At 63.2% G+C, this 16,299-nt stretch carries 17 protein-coding genes; 10 read left to right on the top strand and 7 right to left on the bottom strand.

The window, feature by feature from the left end:
* Positions 1-58 precede the first annotated feature (58 nt).
* Positions 59-376, top strand: coding sequence for a hypothetical protein (locus O9Z70_RS07635; RefSeq protein ID WP_286021868.1), 318 nt, complete (start codon positions 59-61; stop codon positions 374-376).
* Between the two features lie 77 nt (positions 377-453).
* Here O9Z70_RS07635 and O9Z70_RS07630 read toward each other — a convergent pair whose 3' ends face one another.
* A complete protein-coding gene (locus O9Z70_RS07630) occupies positions 454-696 on the bottom strand; it encodes a YjhX family toxin (protein ID WP_286021867.1) in 243 nt (80 codons plus the stop codon).
* A 263-nt stretch (positions 697-959) separates the two neighbouring features.
* Here O9Z70_RS07630 and O9Z70_RS07625 point away from each other — a divergent pair, with 263 nt between their 5' ends.
* Genes O9Z70_RS07625 through O9Z70_RS07615 form a run of 3 tightly spaced genes read left to right on the top strand, consistent with a single transcriptional unit; the run spans position 960 to position 1,993 of the window.
* Positions 960-1,271 carry a chorismate mutase gene (locus O9Z70_RS07625; protein WP_286021866.1) on the top strand — a complete coding sequence of 104 codons (312 nt, stop codon included), beginning with the start codon at positions 960-962 and terminating at the stop codon, positions 1,269-1,271.
* 9 nt (positions 1,272-1,280) lie between these two features.
* Positions 1,281-1,790: a GNAT family N-acetyltransferase gene (locus tag O9Z70_RS07620; RefSeq protein ID WP_286021865.1), complete on the top strand. Its 510-nt coding sequence runs from the start codon at positions 1,281-1,283 to the stop codon at positions 1,788-1,790.
* Positions 1,791-1,816: 26 nt separating this feature from the next.
* Complete coding sequence (locus tag O9Z70_RS07615) at positions 1,817-1,993, top strand: DUF4169 family protein (protein ID WP_286021864.1); 177 nt, start codon at positions 1,817-1,819, stop codon at positions 1,991-1,993.
* A 99-nt stretch (positions 1,994-2,092) separates the two neighbouring features.
* Here O9Z70_RS07615 and O9Z70_RS07610 read toward each other — a convergent pair whose 3' ends face one another.
* Entirely contained in the window at positions 2,093-2,524 is a 432-nt protein-coding gene (locus O9Z70_RS07610) for a VOC family protein (RefSeq protein ID WP_286021863.1), read from the bottom strand.
* Between the two features lie 183 nt (positions 2,525-2,707).
* On the opposite strand from O9Z70_RS07610, the gene eno reads away from it, so the two are divergent.
* On the top strand, positions 2,708-3,985 hold the full coding sequence (gene eno, locus O9Z70_RS07605; RefSeq protein ID WP_286021862.1) for a phosphopyruvate hydratase: 1,278 nt from the start codon (positions 2,708-2,710) through the stop codon (positions 3,983-3,985).
* A 203-nt stretch (positions 3,986-4,188) separates the two neighbouring features.
* On the top strand, positions 4,189-4,875 hold the full coding sequence (gene aqpZ, locus O9Z70_RS07600; protein WP_286021861.1) for an aquaporin Z: 687 nt from the start codon (positions 4,189-4,191) through the stop codon (positions 4,873-4,875).
* 289 nt (positions 4,876-5,164) lie between these two features.
* On the opposite strand, the gene O9Z70_RS07595 is transcribed toward aqpZ, so the two are convergent.
* The 3 genes from O9Z70_RS07595 to O9Z70_RS07585 form a co-directional block, all read right to left on the bottom strand.
* Complete coding sequence (locus O9Z70_RS07595) at positions 5,165-6,640, bottom strand: AMP nucleosidase (RefSeq protein WP_286021860.1); 1,476 nt, start codon at positions 6,638-6,640, stop codon at positions 5,165-5,167.
* A 309-nt stretch (positions 6,641-6,949) separates the two neighbouring features.
* Positions 6,950-7,381: a DUF1801 domain-containing protein gene (locus O9Z70_RS07590; RefSeq protein ID WP_286021859.1), complete on the bottom strand. Its 432-nt coding sequence runs from the start codon at positions 7,379-7,381 to the stop codon at positions 6,950-6,952.
* 9 nt (positions 7,382-7,390) lie between these two features.
* A complete protein-coding gene (locus O9Z70_RS07585) occupies positions 7,391-7,993 on the bottom strand; it encodes a DUF1176 domain-containing protein (protein ID WP_286021858.1) in 603 nt (200 codons plus the stop codon).
* Between the two features lie 74 nt (positions 7,994-8,067).
* On the opposite strand from O9Z70_RS07585, the gene folD reads away from it, so the two are divergent.
* Positions 8,068-8,970 carry a bifunctional methylenetetrahydrofolate dehydrogenase/methenyltetrahydrofolate cyclohydrolase FolD gene (folD, locus tag O9Z70_RS07580; RefSeq protein ID WP_286021857.1) on the top strand — a complete coding sequence of 301 codons (903 nt, stop codon included), beginning with the start codon at positions 8,068-8,070 and terminating at the stop codon, positions 8,968-8,970.
* Positions 8,967-9,515: a DUF1643 domain-containing protein gene (locus tag O9Z70_RS07575; protein WP_286021856.1), complete on the top strand. Its 549-nt coding sequence runs from the start codon at positions 8,967-8,969 to the stop codon at positions 9,513-9,515. Before folD ends, O9Z70_RS07575 begins: the two co-directional genes overlap by 4 nt.
* A 39-nt stretch (positions 9,516-9,554) precedes the next feature.
* Here the strand turns inward: O9Z70_RS07575 and O9Z70_RS07570 are convergent, their stop codons facing one another.
* Positions 9,555-9,899: a hypothetical protein gene (locus tag O9Z70_RS07570; RefSeq protein WP_286021855.1), complete on the bottom strand. Its 345-nt coding sequence runs from the start codon at positions 9,897-9,899 to the stop codon at positions 9,555-9,557.
* A 99-nt stretch (positions 9,900-9,998) separates the two neighbouring features.
* Positions 9,999-13,766, bottom strand: coding sequence for a methionine synthase (metH, locus tag O9Z70_RS07565; RefSeq protein WP_286021854.1), 3,768 nt, complete (start codon positions 13,764-13,766; stop codon positions 9,999-10,001).
* Positions 13,767-14,020: 254 nt separating this feature from the next.
* Between metH and O9Z70_RS07560 the strand changes: the two genes are divergently transcribed.
* Positions 14,021-15,070 carry a septal ring lytic transglycosylase RlpA family protein gene (locus tag O9Z70_RS07560; RefSeq protein WP_286021853.1) on the top strand — a complete coding sequence of 350 codons (1,050 nt, stop codon included), beginning with the start codon at positions 14,021-14,023 and terminating at the stop codon, positions 15,068-15,070.
* A gap of 57 nt (positions 15,071-15,127) precedes the next feature.
* Positions 15,128-16,273: a D-alanyl-D-alanine carboxypeptidase family protein gene (locus O9Z70_RS07555; protein ID WP_286021852.1), complete on the top strand. Its 1,146-nt coding sequence runs from the start codon at positions 15,128-15,130 to the stop codon at positions 16,271-16,273.
* Positions 16,274-16,299: the final 26 nt, after the last annotated feature.

Genomic DNA, 16,299 nt, shown 5'->3' with positions numbered 1-16,299 from the left:
GTTGAAACTGGTAGCGACGCGTCCTTTGGCGGCGTCGGGGCCGACAGGAATTTCGCCGATGGCCGTGGATATATTTACAACGCTCGACTGGTCCGAGCCACCCAAGGACATGAGCAAGCCCTTGCAGGCGCTCTGGTGGCTGAAAAAGGGCGAATTGCGCGTCGGCGCCGAATGGGAGCGGGCGCATAATATTGTCCAGTCCATGGAAGGCGTGCAGGCTTTCGACTGGGTCCATGCGCTGATGCACTGGATCGAGGCCGATATGGGCAATGCCGATTACTGGTATCGCCGCGCCGGCAAGCGCCGCGCCACGGCCAGCGTCAGCGCCGAATGGGAACACATCGCCGCCGCCCTGAGCGACGTCACCCGGCATTAGCCGCGCGTCCCCCATGCCAAGCGCATTCCGAACCCTCGCGGCAGCCGCGAGGGTTCATTTTTGCGTTGATGCCTGGTCTAGCAGCGCAGGGCCTCGAGTCCCTGCCGCGTGATGCGATAGGGGCCGCCGCCGGTGGAGGCGATGAGCCGTTTGGCTCTTAGCCGCTTGAACAGGTCCAGGGTGCAGTCGCCGAGCACCCAGCCCTCGCGGGAATAGCAGTCGATTTCGATAATGCGCTGGGCGTCATCGCGCATCGGCACGATGCGGCCACCCAGGGCGAGCGCGTTGAGCACGCGCCGTTCCAGCTTTGATACATTCATGATTGATTGGTCTGGTGCCTGATGTCCCGCCATGGGCGGGAACGAGCAAAGTTGACCGCTTGCCGGCGTCGCGCGCGGCATTCGGCTGGTTTACTCCGCCCCGTCCCGATCGGACGGGGACTCAGACACTCTCAGACTGACTAGACATGGTTAGAGGATAGGCCGCGCCGCCCGCCTTGACCAGATTAGCACCGCCAGCGGGTTGAAATCGGCCCCGTCCCGGTGCAAACCAGCAACACGAGATTTGAGCCCAGGACCTTGCCGTGACCGCCAAACTGCCCGCCGAATGTGAGACCAAGGATGATGTGCGCGCCGAGATCGACCGGGTCGACCAGGCGCTGCTGGCGCTGTTCGCGGAACGACACCTCTATGTGACCCGCATGGCCGAGATCAAGACCGATCCGCATGAGGCCTATGACCCGGCGCGTATCGAAACCGTGATCACAAAGGTGCGGGAGCGGAGTTTGGAGCTTGAACTTGACGAGGATCAGGCCGAGCTTATCTGGCGGACCCTGATCGACTGGAACATCAATTTCGAAAAGGGCATCATCGCGGCGCGGCGCCGCGCCAAATAGGAGGCGAGATTGCCCGGCATCACGATACGCAAAGCCAGGATCAGCGATGCCCCGCGTCTTGCCGATATCGCCTATCGCGCCTGGGAAAGCGGCATCCTGCCCATTCTGATCGAACGCGACGGCATGCGCGAGAGGGAACGCCGCCGCCTGGTCCGCGCCGTCGGCGAGGCCTGGCGATACGCCATCGTGGCCGAGATCGACGACATGGTCGTCGGCTGGTGCTCACGGCAGCGCGGGCGAAACTATATCCCCTACCTCTTCGTCATGCCCGAAATTCAGGGCCATGGCATCGGAACGCTGCTGCTGGAGCGCATGGAAATCATGCTGGAGCTGGAAGGCGCCGCCCATATCCATCTCGAAACCCCCGCCGATCACGTCCGGGCGGTGCATTTCTACGAAAAGCAGGGCTATCGCATCTTGGCGCTGAAGCCCAACGGCCGATCCGGCCACGATCCCTTTGCCAGCGTGCATCTGGAAAAGCGCCTGCAGCCCTATAGCGGGATCGTCGATGAGCATTGAGCCATCCCGGGCGAGGCGGTATTCGCGTGGCTGAAATCGTCAATCTGCGCAATTTCCGCAAGCAGAAGGCGCGCGCCGAGAAAGCGGCCGGCGCCGAAGCCAATCGGCTTAAATTCGGCCGCAGCAAGGCGGAAAAGCAGAACGAGGCGCTGGAGAAGGCCCGGGCGGACCAGCATATCGAGGGACATAAGCGGGAGGAATAGTTGCCTCGCGCTCCACTGGTCGATAGCTCCGGTGGCCGCGACCTCATGGTTCGACAAGCTCACCATGAGGTCTAAGGGGCGTTGCAGGAATGCCCCGTCCTACCAATCCACCTGACAAACCGCCCCATCCGGGCCGAATTGCATGCTGTCGGCGGTGTACTGGAAAATTTCCAGCTTCACTCCGCTGGGATCGGCCAGCCAGCATTGCCAGGTCTGGTCGACGCCGAGCTTCTTGTCGGTCACCGCGACGCCCTGGCCGCGGGCATGGGCCATGAAGGCGTCGATATCGTCGGTTTCGAAGCACAGATGATTGATCTGGTTGTTTTCCTCGAAGCGCGATTCGCCCTTGAGAAACACTTCGACAAAGGTGCGATTGCCGAAATCGAGATAGAAGCCGATCCGGTCCTCGCCGCGCTTGAAATCGAATTTGGGGGCCACGCCGATGACGTCGCGATAGAAGGCCTCGACTTCGGTCAGGTCGCGGGCGAAAATGCAGGTATGGGCCACCTGTTTCACGAGGGGTCTGGTCACGTCTGTCGTCCTCCGAAATATGCCAGCCGGGCGGTTGGCAGCGACATGTTAGGCCCCGTTAATCCTGAATGGCAACGTTTCAGCCGGGAGAGTGCGGCTTTTTTGTCGCTGCCCTCTTTCATCTGCCACACGGCGCGTCTAGACAGGCTGTTACACCCCATACAATGACCGGGAAGGGCAATTATGTCTTCAATCATCCACGTCCATGGCCGCCAGATCTATGACAGCCGTGGCAATCCCACCGTCGAAGTCGATGTGGTGTTGGACGATGGCAGCTTCGGCCGCGCCGCCGTTCCCTCGGGCGCCTCGACCGGCGCCCATGAAGCTGTGGAACTGCGCGATGGCGGCAAGCTCTATAGCGGCAAGGGCGTGACCGAGGCGGTCGAGAACGTCAATGGCGCCATTGCCGACGAAATCCAGGGCATGGACGCTCTCGATCAACTGGGCGTCGACAAGGCGATGATCGAACTGGACGGCACCGCCAACAAGGGCAAGCTGGGCGCCAATGCCATTCTCGGCGTGTCGCTGGCCGTGGCCAAGGCCGCCGCCGAATCGAGCGAATTGCCGCTTTACCGCTATGTCGGCGGCCCCAATGCCCATGTGCTGCCGGTGCCGATGATGAACATCATCAATGGCGGCGAGCATGCGGACAACCCGATCGACATGCAGGAATTCATGATCATGCCCGCCGGCGCCAAGTCGCTCGCCGACGCCGTCCGCATCGGTTCGGAAATCTTCCACACCCTCAAGAAGGGGCTGTCCGCTGAAGGCCACAATACCAATGTGGGCGACGAAGGCGGCTTCGCGCCGGACCTGAAATCGGCGGACGACGCGCTGGGCTTCATCATGAGCTCCATCGAGAAGGCCGGTTACAAGCCGGGCGAGGACGTGTTCCTCGGCCTCGATTGCGCCGCCACCGAATATTACAAGAACGGCAAATACGAGATGGTGGGCGAGGGCAAGTCGCTGTCCTCCGACGAAAATGTGCGCTTCCTCGCGGACCTGGTCTCCCGCTATCCGATCATCTCCATCGAAGACGGCATGGCCGAGGACGATTGGGATGGCTGGAAGGCGCTGACCGAGGCCATCGGCGACAAGGTGCAACTGGTCGGCGACGATCTTTTCGTCACCAATACCAAGCGCCTGGTATCCGGCATCAAGATGGGCGTCGCCAACTCGATCCTGGTCAAGGTCAACCAGATCGGCTCGCTCTCCGAAACGCTCGACGCCGTCGATAGCGCCCACCGGGCCGGCTATACTTCGGTGATGTCGCACCGGTCCGGCGAAACCGAGGATTCCACCATTGCCGACCTCGCCGTCGCGCTCAATTGCGGTCAGATCAAGACCGGCTCGCTAAGTCGTTCGGATCGCATGGCCAAGTACAACCAGCTGATCCGCATCGAGGAACAGCTGGGTTCCTCGGCCAAATATGCCGGCTATTCGGTGGTCAAGGGCCGCTGAGCCCGAGACCGTCCAGGCGGGGCCTGATCGGCATGGCCCGCCGAAAAACGCTGCGGCTGGAGCAGGTGCCCCAGCCGCGTCCTGCCTGACTATTACTGCGCCGCCCGGCGCGTAATTCTCGCTCCAATACATCTCCGCTAGGCGAAAATTTTCCGCTCGCTACAATATTCGCGCGAGAATCATTCGCTTGGGGAATTTTTGACATGATCAAACGCCTGTCGGCCGAAGCATTCGGCACGTTCTGGTTGGTATTCGGCGGCTGCGGGGCAGCCGTTCTTGCCGCCGGCATTCCTGAACTGGGTATCGGCTATGCCGGCGTCGCCTTGGCCTTCGGCCTCACCGTGCTCACCATGGCCTATGCCGTGGGGCATATTTCGGGCGGCCATTTCAATCCGGCCGTTTCGCTCGGCATGGCGATTGCCGGGCGGTTTGCGTACAAGGATCTGTTGCCCTATTGGGCAGCGCAGGTCGTCGGGGGCATTCTGGGGGCCGCCGTGCTCTTCGTCATCGCCTCGGGCGTTGCCGACTTCACCGCCGGCGGCTTCGCCTCCAACGGCTATGACGCGCTCTCGCCGCAGGGCTATGGGCTGGTTTCGGTGCTGGTGGCCGAAGTGGTGCTCACCGCCTTTTTCCTGCTGATCATTCTGGGGTCGACCCATGGCAATGCGCCGACCGGCTTCGCGCCGATCGCCATCGGCCTCGGCCTGACGCTGATCCACCTGATCTCGATCCCGGTCAGCAATACTTCGGTCAATCCGGCCCGCTCCATCGCCGCCGCCATCTTCGCGGATAATGGCGCCCTGGGTCAGGTCTGGCTGTTCATCCTCGCCCCGCTGGCCGGCGCCGCTTTGGGCGCCATCATCTGGCGGACGCTGCTCGACCGCGATTGAGCGAAAAAGTGGAGGCCGGCTCCGGCCTCCACTGCTTTATCGGGGCCACGACGACGCGAGCACAACAAGGCTGCCGCCCACTTTCGGGACCGCATCCTTGCCCCACAGACCTCATCCTGAGCGTGTCGAAGGACGAGGTCGCGGCCCCGGTGTCATCCGACCTCGTGGTTCGACAAGTTCACCATGAGGTCTAGGAGGCGCCGGAGTTTTCCAGCATCAAGGCCCTTAGCTCTCTCCCTCTTGAGAGGAGGGCCCGTCCAATCGGCGAAACGACCGCCATCGCCTCCGCCTACTGAAACGCCGTCTCCGCGAAGCTGCGCAATTTGCGCGAATGCAGGCGTTCCGCCGGCTCGTCGCGCAGGATTTCCATTGCCCGCAATCCCACCTGCAAATGCCGGTTCACCTGAGTGCGATAGAAGTCCGAGGCCATGCCCGGCAGCTTCAACTCGCCATGCAGCGGCTTGTCGGACACGCAGAGCAGGGTGCCATAGGGCACGCGGAAGCGGAAGCCGTTGGCGGCGATGGTGGCGCTTTCCATGTCCAGCGCCACGGCGCGCGACTGGCTCAATTGCCGGACGATTTCCGCTTGGTCCCACAATTCCCAATTGCGGTTGTCGAAGGTCGCCACCGTGCCGGTGCGCATGATCTTCTTGGTTTCGACCCCGGCGGTCTGGGTGATTTCCTCGACCGCCTGTTCCAGCGCCACCTGCACTTCGGCGAGAGCCGGAATGGGCACCGAGAGCGGCAGGTCGGCGTCGAGCACGTGATCCTCGCGCACATAGGCATGGGCCAGCACGTAATCGCCCAGTTCCTGGCTGTTTCGAAGGCCGGCGCAATGGCCGAGCATGATCCAGGCATGCGGCCGCAGCACCGCGATATGGTCGGTGATGGTCTTGGCGTTGGAAGGACCGACGCCGATATTGACCATGGTGATGCCCCGGCCCCGCTCGCCGACCAGGTGATAGGCGGGCATTTGCGGCGTCCGGGGCGGCGGGGTGCCGGTGACGCCGCCGCCGATCAGCATATTGTCGGTCGCCACATTGCCTGGCTCGATGAAGCGCTGGTAATGCGGATGCTTCTCGCTCATCCAGCCTTTGGCGATGCGGCAGAATTCGTCGATATAGAATTGGTAATTGGTGAAGATGACGAAGTTCTGGAAATGCTCGGCATCGGTGCCGGTGTAATGGGCCAGCCGGAACAGCGAATAATCGACGCGCGGCCCCGTGAAAGCGGATAGCGGATAGGGCCCGCCGCGCGGCGGCACATAGGTGCCATTGGCGATCTCGTCGTCGGTATTGGCCAGGTCCGGCACGTCGAACAGGTCGCGCAGCGGAATATCCAGCGCGTTGATGGTCTCCCCATCCAGATTCTCGCGTGGGCCCAGTGCGAAATGCAGCGGGATCGGGGTTTCCGACTCGCCGACATCGATGGTGCCGCCATGGTTCTTGAGGATGACCGCGAACTGTTCCTGCAAATAGCCCTTGAACAGGTCCGGGGCGGTCACCGTGGTGCGATAGAGCCCCGGCGTATGCAGATAGCCATAGGGCAGGGTGCTCTCATGCTTGGAATAGCTGGTCGAGCGCACTTCCACCTGCGGATAGAAGGCCCGCACCCTTCCCTCGGGCACCCGGCCGGCGGTCAGCCCTTCGAGATGCTGGCGGATGAAGCCGCAATTGCGGTGATAGATATCGGCGATATGGGCCCAGGCCGCAGCCGGATCGGTGAAGGATTGCTTGTCGAGGCGCGGCGGTGTGAGGGTGGTCATCGTGTCCCCTGGCGCGGTCCCGCGGGTCGGGCCGCTATGGCTGGAATCGTCTCTGCTCTACGCCCCTATTATAGAGGCCGCATGTCGCCTTCTCAACGCGGGCTGTGACCGGCCCGGTGGCTTTCACAACTCGGTGACCCGCTCTTTTATTGCCGCAATTGACCGCCATCTTCGGGTCAGTTCATCGGCAAGGCAAGCGACCCATGCATCCGGTGAGCGGGAGGCGGTTCGCCGCTTGTCCCCCAAGCCCTCAACAGCGCGGTGGATCGCTCCCATAGAGGCCGCCCGGCAGTAATGCCGTGGCGGCCTTCACTTTGCCGGATAGCGCCGTTCCATGAAGCGCCAGGCTTCGTCCACCAGCGCCCGCAAGACCGCCGGATCGATATCGGCCAGCTTGCGCACATAGAGGCAGGATTTTCCCCGCCGGTGCTTGCCCAGCCGAGCGAGCAGTTCAGTTTCGCGCGCCTGTTCGGCGCCGGCATAGGCGGTCAGCACATAAAGGCTGAATTCGCCCTTGCGCGGCGCGAAGCCGATGCGGAAGGCCTCGCCCGCATGGCCCGATTCATATTGGTAATGATAGTGCCCAAAGCCGATCATCGTGCCCCAGAGCACCGGCTGTTCGCCGGAAATGTCCTGCATCAGGCCGATCAGCGTGTCGCTGTCGGCCCGCTTGGCCGCGTCGAGGCCGGCAAGGAATTCGCCCACATCGCCGCTATGGGGCCGGGTCTTCTGTTCCGCCAAGATCGCCTCCTATGGCGCCTCATAGACAAGTTCGGGATTGACCTCGCCGTCATAGCTGGCATCCACCTCGTAACGCACCAGCACGAAATCGCCGTCCTTGAATTGCCAGATGCCGGTCGAGCTGGCATCACCGATGCCGCGCCACAGCGCATGGGCGGTGATGGTGCGCGTTTCGGGATCGAACTCGGAATTGACCAGGATCAGGTCGGCTTTCATCCCGGTGACGGCGAGGCTTTCCAGGCCGCTGTCGATATCGTCGCCCTCCGCATAATGCGCCTCGACGCTCGGCGCGGCGAAGGGCAGGGGCGTCAGCCCCTCATATTGCCGCTGGATGTAATAGGCGTGTTGCAGATTATATGCGCCGGCGCCGCAGAAGATGCGGATCAGCGTCACCTCTACCTCCGGCGCATCGTCGCCCCAGTCCGGCTGGTAGCTGAAGGTCCATTCGGAATAGGCGTCGTCCGGCACATATCCGCCTTCGACCGGCGCGCAATATTCCCCGCCGGCCAGCGCATGGAGTTTTTGCGCCTGTTTTTGCAGCGAGCTCTCCTGCGCCAGGGCCGGGCTCAGTGAAAGCGCTGCCAGCGGCAGCCATAACCATGGACGGATCATCGCGCATCCCTTATGTCGAAGCCGAAACGCGGGAAGGCTCTCCCGCGCCTCCATTCAAGCAGAACGAGGCCGATATGACCGCAAAAATCATCGACGGAAAGCTATTTGCCGAAAGTCTGCGCGGTCGCATCGCCGGCCATGTCGAGCGGTTGCAGCGCGAGCACGGCATCACCCCCGGCCTCGCCGTGATCATTGTCGGCGAGGACCCGGCCAGCCAGGTCTATGTCTCGAACAAGGCGAAGCAAACCGCCGAAGTCGGCATGAATTCGTACAAGCACGAATTGCCGGCCGATATCCAGGAGGCCGAGCTGCTAGCGCTGATCCGGCAGCTCAATGCCGACCTGCAAGTGCATGGCATTCTCGTGCAATTGCCGCTTCCCCGCCATATCGACCCCAACAAGGTCATCGAAGCCATCGATCCGGCCAAGGACGTGGATTGCTTCACCCCCGCCAATGTCGGCAAGGTGCAGATCGGCCTGCCGGGCCCGGTTTCGTGCACGCCGCTGGGTTGCCTGATGCTGCTGCGCGACCAATTGGGGAGCTTGGAAGGCAAGAGCGCGGTGATCGTCGGCCGCTCCAATCTCGTCGGCAAGCCGATGATGCAATTGCTGCTGCGCGATAATTGCACCGTCACCGTCGCCCATTCCCGTACCCGCGACCTCGCCGCTGTCGTGCGCCAGGCCGATATCGTCGTCGCCGCCGTCGGCCGCCCGCAAATGATCAAGGGCGACTGGATCAAGCCGGGCGCCGTGGTCATCGATGTGGGCATCAATCGCGTGCCGGCCCCCGAAAGGGGCGAAGGCAAGACCCGGCTGGTCGGCGATGTGGACACGGCCGCCGCCGCCGCAATCGCCGCTGCCATCACCCCGGTGCCGGGCGGGGTCGGGCCGATGACCATTGCCTGCCTGCTGGCCAATACGATCACCACCGCCAGCCTGATCAATGGCCTGGCCCCGCCGGACGATCTCACGGCATGAATTCGGCGTTTCACGATCCCGGCGGCAAGGTGCGCCTGCGCCTGGCCGAGGGCGTTCACGGCGATGTGGTGATGAGCGAGGATGGCCGCTATCGCCAGGTCATGCGCCGCTGGCTGGGCGATGCCTTCCCCGAACGCTACATCCTCTTCATCGGCATGAACCCCTCCACCGCCGACGCCAATGTCGATGATCCCACCTGCGCCCGCGAATGGACCTTTGCCCGGCGCGAGGGCTTTTCCGGCATGGTCAAATGCAATGTCGGCGATTACCGCGCCACCATGCCCAAAATGCTGGTGCAGCCCGGCATCGTGGCGGTGTCGCCAGCCAATATCCCGGCCATCCGCGACGCGGCGGCGGGCGCGGCCAAGGTGGTGTTGTGCCATGGCCGGCTCAACAAGGCGCTGGCGCCGGCGGGGCGCGAAATCGTCAATGCCCTGCGCGCCGATGGACATGACCTCTGGTGCTTCGGCACCAATGCCGACGGCTCCCCCAGGCATCCGCTCTATCTGCGCGCCGATACGCCATTGGTGCGGTTTTTGGAATAGCCCCTTCTTTCCTCTCCCTTGGGGGAGAGGTAAGGGAGATTATCCCGCCAGATAGAACCTCCGAGCCACGCTGTGATCCCGCAGCGCCTGTGCCGGGAGTTTTCCGGTCAGCGCCGCCACCACCCTGTCCTGATCCGTCACGGCGCTGGCATCCACCACGACCCGCCTGAATGCCGGCCGCATGCCGCGCTTTTGCTCTTCCAGCAGATTATGGAGCAGCGCCCGTATATCGGTCTGCGCCGCGCAGGCCATGCAGACCTCGCCATCGGCATGGCCATGGCCGGAATTGGCCGGCAGCCGGATCAGCGCGGTGTCGCCGTCCACAGGCGTGAGATGGCCTTTCGCGGTGATGAGGGTGACGGGAATGGGATCGAGACGGGTCATGCCCTCACCGTGTCGCGCTGCGACGCCGGCCCGGCCTTCTCCCCTTATGGGCGAAGGCGCCCGAAGAGCGGATGAGGGGGATTTCGGCAAGCGCGGCGCTCACGCCGCCGCCACCTTGCCCGGAATGTAATTCAGGATCGGGCCCAGCCAGCGCTCGACGTCCTCCACCGCCATGTTCTTGCGCTGCGCATAATCCAGCACCTGGTCGCGCTCCACCTTGGCCACGCCGAAATAATAGGAATCGGGATGGCTTAAATAGAGGCCGGACACCGATGATCCGGGCCACATGGCATAGCTTTCCGTCAGGGCGACGCCCACGGAGTTTTCGGCGTCCAGCAGCCGGAACAGCGTGGTTTTCTCGGTATGGTCCGGCTGCGCCGGATAGCCCGGCGCCGGGCGGATGCCGCGATATTTTTCCAGGATGACGTCTTCGGGCGTCAGGTCCTCGTCGGGGGCATAGCCCCAGAATTCCCGGCGGACCCGCAAATGCATGAATTCGGCCAGCGTTTCCGCATAGCGGTCGGCCAGCGCCTTGACCAGAATGGACGAATAATCGTCATTGGCCCGCTCGAACCGCTCGGCAATGGCCACTTCCTCGATGCCCGCCGTCACCACGAAGCCGCCGAGATAATCGGGCTTGCCGCTGTCGAGAGGGGCGACGAAATCGCTCAAGGCCATGTTCGGCTTGCCTTCGCGCCGCGAAAGCTGCTGGCGCAGGGTGTAGAGCGTCGCCAGTTCCTCGCTCCGGTCCTCGCCGGTGAACAGGCGCACATCGTCGCCCACCGCATTGGCCGGCCAGAAGCCGATCACCGCCTTGGGCACGAACCATTTTTCGGCAATGACCTGCTCCAGCATTTTCTGGGCATCGGCCCAAAGCGCCCGCGCCGCCTCGCCCTGCTTCTCGTCCTCGAGAATGGCGGGGTAACGGCCCCGGAGCTCCCAGGTCTGGAAGAATGGCGTCCAGTCGATATAGGGGGCCAGTTCGCCAAGATCGAAATCGGTGAAGGTGCGGGTGCCCAGAAAGCTCGGGACCGGCGGCGTATAGCTGGCCCAGTCCGGCCGGAAGGCATTCTGGCGCGCAGCCTCCAGCGGCAGGCGCTTTTTCTCCCGCTCGGCCCGCTCATGCGCGGCGGTGGCCTTGGCATATTCGGCCCGCACCTGCTCGATGAAAGTCACCTTGGTGTCGTCCGAGAGCAGGTTCGACACCACGCCGACAGCGCGGCTGGCATCGTTGACGTGCACGGCCTGGCCGCGCTCATAGCGCGGATGGATTTTCACCGCCGTGTGGACGCGGCTGGTCGTGGCGCCGCCGATCAGCAGCGGAATGTCGAAACCTTCGCGCTCCATTTCCGCGGCGACATGCGCCATCTCGTCCAGCGAGGGGGTAATCAGCCCGGACAGGCCGATAATGTCGACATTCTCGGCCCTGGCTGTCTCCAGAATCTTCTGGCTCGGCACCATGACGCCCAGATCGACGATTTCGTAATTGTTGCAGGCGAGCACGACGCCCACGATATTCTTGCCGATATCGTGCACGTCGCCCTTGACCGTCGCCATCAGCACCTTGCCGGCGCTCTGGCGGCCGCTGGTATCGCCGCCGGCGAGCTTTTCTGCTTCCATGAACGGCATCAGATAGGCCACGGCCTGCTTCATTACCCGGGCGGATTTCACCACCTGGGGCAGGAACATCTTGCCCGCGCCGAACAGGTCGCCGACAATATTCATGCCGGCCATCAGCGGACCTTCGATCACGTGCAGCGGCCGCTCGGCGCTCTGGCGCGCCTCTTCGGTATCGGCCTCGATATATTCGGTAATGCCGTTGACCAGCGCATGACTGATGCGCTCGCCGACCGGCAATTCGCGCCAGGACAGGTCTTTGACCTTGCCGCCACCGCCGCCCTGGCCCTTGTAGCGTTCGGCCAGCTCCAGCATGCGGTCCGTCGAATCGGTACGGCGGTTGAGGATCACGTCCTCGCAGGCGTCGCGCAGTTCCGGGTCGATGCTTTCATAGACCGCCAATTGCCCGGCATTGACGATGCCCATGTCCATGCCGTTCTGGATGGCATAATAGAGGAACACGGCATGCATGGCCTCGCGCACCGGCTCGTTGCCCCGGAACGAGAAGGAGAGGTTGGAGATGCCGCCCGAAATATGCACATGCGGCAAGGTCTCGGTGATCTCCTTGGTGGCCTCGATGAAATCGACGCCGTAATTATTGTGCTCGTCGATGCCGGTGGCGATGGCAAACACATTGGGATCGAAAATGATATCCTCGGGCGGCAGGCCGACCACTTCGGTCAGGATCTTGTAGGCCCGCGCGCAGATTTCCACCTTGCGCTGCTTGGTGTCGGCCTGGCCGGTCTCGTCGAAGGCCATCACCACCACGGCGGCGCCATAGGCCTTGACCAGCTTGGCCTGCTCGATGAATTGCGCCTCGCCTTCCTTGAGCGAGATGGAATTGACCAGCGCCTTGCCCTGCACGCATTTTAGCCCGGCCTCGATCACCTCCCATTTGGAGCTGTCGATCATCAGCGGCACCTTGGCGATGTCGGGTTCGGCCGCCACCAGGTTGAGGTAGTCCACCATTACCTGCTTGGAGTCGATCAGGCCCTCGTCCATGTTGATGTCGATGACCTGGGCGCCATTGGCCACCTGGTCCCGCGCCACGTCGAGCGCGGCGGTGTAATCGCCGGCGGTGATCAGTTTCTTGAAGCGGGCCGAGCCGGTGACATTGGTGCGCTCGCCGATATTGACGAAGGGAATTTCGCTGGTCAGCGTGAACGGCTCCAGCCCGGCCAGCCGCAGCAGCCTTTCGGCATGGGGCACTTGGCGCGGCCGATATTGCGCCGCCATTTCGGCAATGGCGCGGATATGGTCCGGCGTCGAGCCGCAGCAGCCGCCGACGATATTGAGCAGCCCGTCGCTGGCAAAGGCGCGCAACTGGCTGGTCATCTGCTCGGGCGTTTCGTCATAGCCGCCCATTTCATTGGGCAGGCCGGCATTGGGATAGGCGCAGACGAAAGTGTCGGCCACCCCGGACAATTCGGCGATATGGTCGCGCATCAGGTCGGCGCCCAGAGCGCAGTTCAGCCCGATGGTCAGCGGCTTGGCGTGGCGTATGGAATACCAGAACGCCGTCGGGGTCTGCCCGGACAGGGTGCGGCCCGACAGGTCGGTAATGGTGCCCGAAATCATCACCGGCACGTCGATGCCGCGGCTCTCGAACAGCCGCTGCGCCGCGAAAATACCGGCCTTGAGGTTCAGCGTATCGGTGACGGTTTCGAATAGCAGCAGGTCGGCGCCGGCATCGACCAGCCCGCGAATGGCCTCGCCATAGGCGGTCACCAATTGGTCGAAGGTGATCGAGCGATGGCCGGGATTGTTGACGTCCGTGGACATGGACGAGGTCTTGGTGGTAGGGCCGATGGCGCCGGCAACGAAGCGGCGGCGGCCATCCGCCTCCTCGGCACGCCGGGCGGCGCGGCGGGCGACGAGGACACCCTGGTAATTGATGTCGTAGACGGCGCTTTCGCAGCCATAGTCCGCCTGAGCCACCGAGGTGGCCGAAAAGGTGTTGGTTTCGACGATATCGGCGCCCGCCATGTAGTAGGCGTAGTGGATATCCTCGATCATCTGCGGTTCGGTGATGACCAGCAGGTCGTTATTGCCCTTGAGCGGATGGCTCCAGTCCTTGAACCGTTCGCCGCGGAAATTATCCTCGTCCAGGCCGAGCCGCTGGATCATGGTGCCCATGGCGCCGTCCAGGATCAGGATGCGGTCCCGCATGGCTTTCGCCAGGGCGGCGCGCACCTCCTTCCAGTCGGGCTGAACGGGGATTTCCGAAATCGGGGCGGGGGAGGGGCTCATCGCCATCCTCACTTTCATAACTGGCCGGCGCAATCAGGCGCTTCGCATCACATAAAGATATCTTTATATCAGTCAAGTGCCAAGGCAAAGGCTAACGTTCCGCTAGCCAAATGATGCAAATGCCATTCCAGAGGCTAACGCCCTGTTGGCCTTAACCTCCTCTAAACCGTAAAATTGTTCCTTTCTGTGAACGCCGGGGCGGGCGGGTTATCCTTTCGAGCGAAAATTTCCGGTTTTGTAGAGTATTGCGTACCGTGACGACCTCCTGGCGCAGCGCCGTCCGTGTCATTGCCCTTTCGGCCCTTCTTCTCCCCATGATCGCCGCCTGCGCCACGGGCGGCGGGCTGGGCGCCACGGTGAAGCGCGGCGCCTTCACCTCCAGCGAATATGGCGTCGCCGTGTCTCCCCGCGTGACCTCCAATCCCAATCCGCCACGGGGCGGGGGGCGCCAGCAGATCGGCAAGCCCTATACGGTGCGCGGCAAGACCTATGTGCCGCAACACGATCCGAACTATTCGGCGTCCGGCACCGCTTCCTGGTATGGCGCCGATTTCCACGGCCGCCGCACCGCCAATGGCGAGATCTTCTCGGCCAACCACATCACCGCCGCTCATCCGACGCTGCCGCTGCCTTCCTATGTGCGCGTCACCAATACCGATAATGGCCGCTCGCTGGTGGTCCGCGTCAACGATCGTGGCCCCTATGTATCCGGCCGCATCATCGATTTGTCCCACCGCGCCGCCTCGATGCTGGGCTATGTCAATAAGGGCTCGGCCAATGTGCAGGTCGCCTATGTCGGCGAGGCCCCGCTCAACGGCGACGATACCCGCACGCTGGTCGCCAGCTATTCCGGCCCGGCCGATTACGATAACGGACCGATCCGGGTGGCCAGTTCCGGTGGCGAAAGCAATCGCAGCCTTGTCGGCATGACCACAAGCTTTTTCAATGGTTTGTTCTCCTATGCTGACACAACGCCGCAACAGGCCGACGCCGCAATCGGCTCCGCCCATGCGGCGGCCAATGCCATGGCGTCGGGGAATGGCGGCCTGGCGGACTGGGCCGCTTCCGTCGATGCCGATAATCGTCGGGTCGCCATCGGCCTCGGCGTCTATGCCGAGCCGGGCAATGCGGCGCGGCTGGCCCAGGAATTCGCCCTGCTGGGCGCCGTCTCCGAAGAGGCCGTCACCAGCAATGGCCGCGCCGCGACGCGGCTGACGCTCACTTATCTCAAGCCCGGCGTGATCGAGCAGGATGCGCTGGATCTGGCCCGGGAACTTGGCCTCAACGATATAGTTCTCTATTGATGAAATGCCCGTCCGCCGCAGGCTTTCGGCGCATATGGGCATGAAGGGAGCGCCTTGGTGAGATTGTCGATCCTCATCGCCACCGCATTTCTGGCGCTGGTCGTGCCGGTCTCGGCGCAGGTCGAGTTCGACACCAAGGCCAGGTTCGCGGTGCTGATGGATTATGAATCCGGCACGGTGATCTTCCAGAAGGACGCGGATGCGGCGCTCGAGCCGGCCAGCATGACCAAGCTCATGACCTTGGCGGTGGTTTTCAACGAAATCCGCGCCGGCCGCGTCAGCCTCGACGATGAATTCTTCGTGTCCGAAAATGCCTGGCGCACCGGCGGTGCCGCCTCGGGGGGCTCGACCATGTTCGCCGAGCTCAATTCGCAGATCCGGGTCGAGGACCTGATCCGCTCGGTCGTCATCCAGTCGGGCAATGACGCCGCCATTGTCCTGGCCGAGGGCATTGCCGGCTCGGAAGCCACTTTTGCCGCGATGATGAACGAGATGGGCCGCGAATTGGGGTTGGTCGGCTCCCATTTCACCAATTCGACCGGCCTGCCGGACCCGAACGAATATTCGACCGCCCGCGACCTGGCCGAGCTTGGCCGCTACCTGATCCGCGAATTCCCCGAATTCTACCATTACTTCTCCGAGCCGGAGATGGAGTGGAACAAGATCAAGCAGGCCAATCGCAATTCGCTGATCGAGGTCGGCATCGGGGTCGACGGCCTCAAGACCGGCCATACCCAGGCTGCCGGCTATGGTTCGGTGATTTCGACCGCCCAGGGCGATCGCCGGCTGATCGCGGTGGTGCACGGCCTCACCTCGATGCGCGAGCGCGCCGAAGAGGGCCGCAAGCTGCTGACCTGGGGACAGCGGGCCTTCGAGCGGCTCACGCCCTATGCGGCGGGAACGATCGTCGGCCATGCCGATGTCTATGGCGGCGAAAGCCCCAATGTCGGCCTGGTCGGCAATGGCGAAATCGCCCTCTATCTGCCACGCGGCTCGCGGCAATGCCTCTCGGCCACGCTCAACTATAACGGCCCGCTCCTGCCGCCGGTGCATCAGGGCGACCGGATTGCCGAGCTGCGCGTCTATTGCAACGACCAGTTGGTGCAAGCCGCACCGCTTTATGCCGCCGAGGATGTCGGCCAGGGCGACCTGGTGCGCCGCGCCACCGACGCCCTAAAACACCTCGCCCTTGGCTGGCTTTGAGCCGTGCCGCAGGCAAATTCGCTCCA

Source organism: Devosia sp. YIM 151766, assembly GCF_030285925.1.
Taxonomy (GTDB): Bacteria; Pseudomonadota; Alphaproteobacteria; order Rhizobiales; family Devosiaceae; genus Devosia.
Note: the sequence above shows the minus strand (reverse complement) of the source record. Positions and strands in the feature narration are given on the sequence as shown.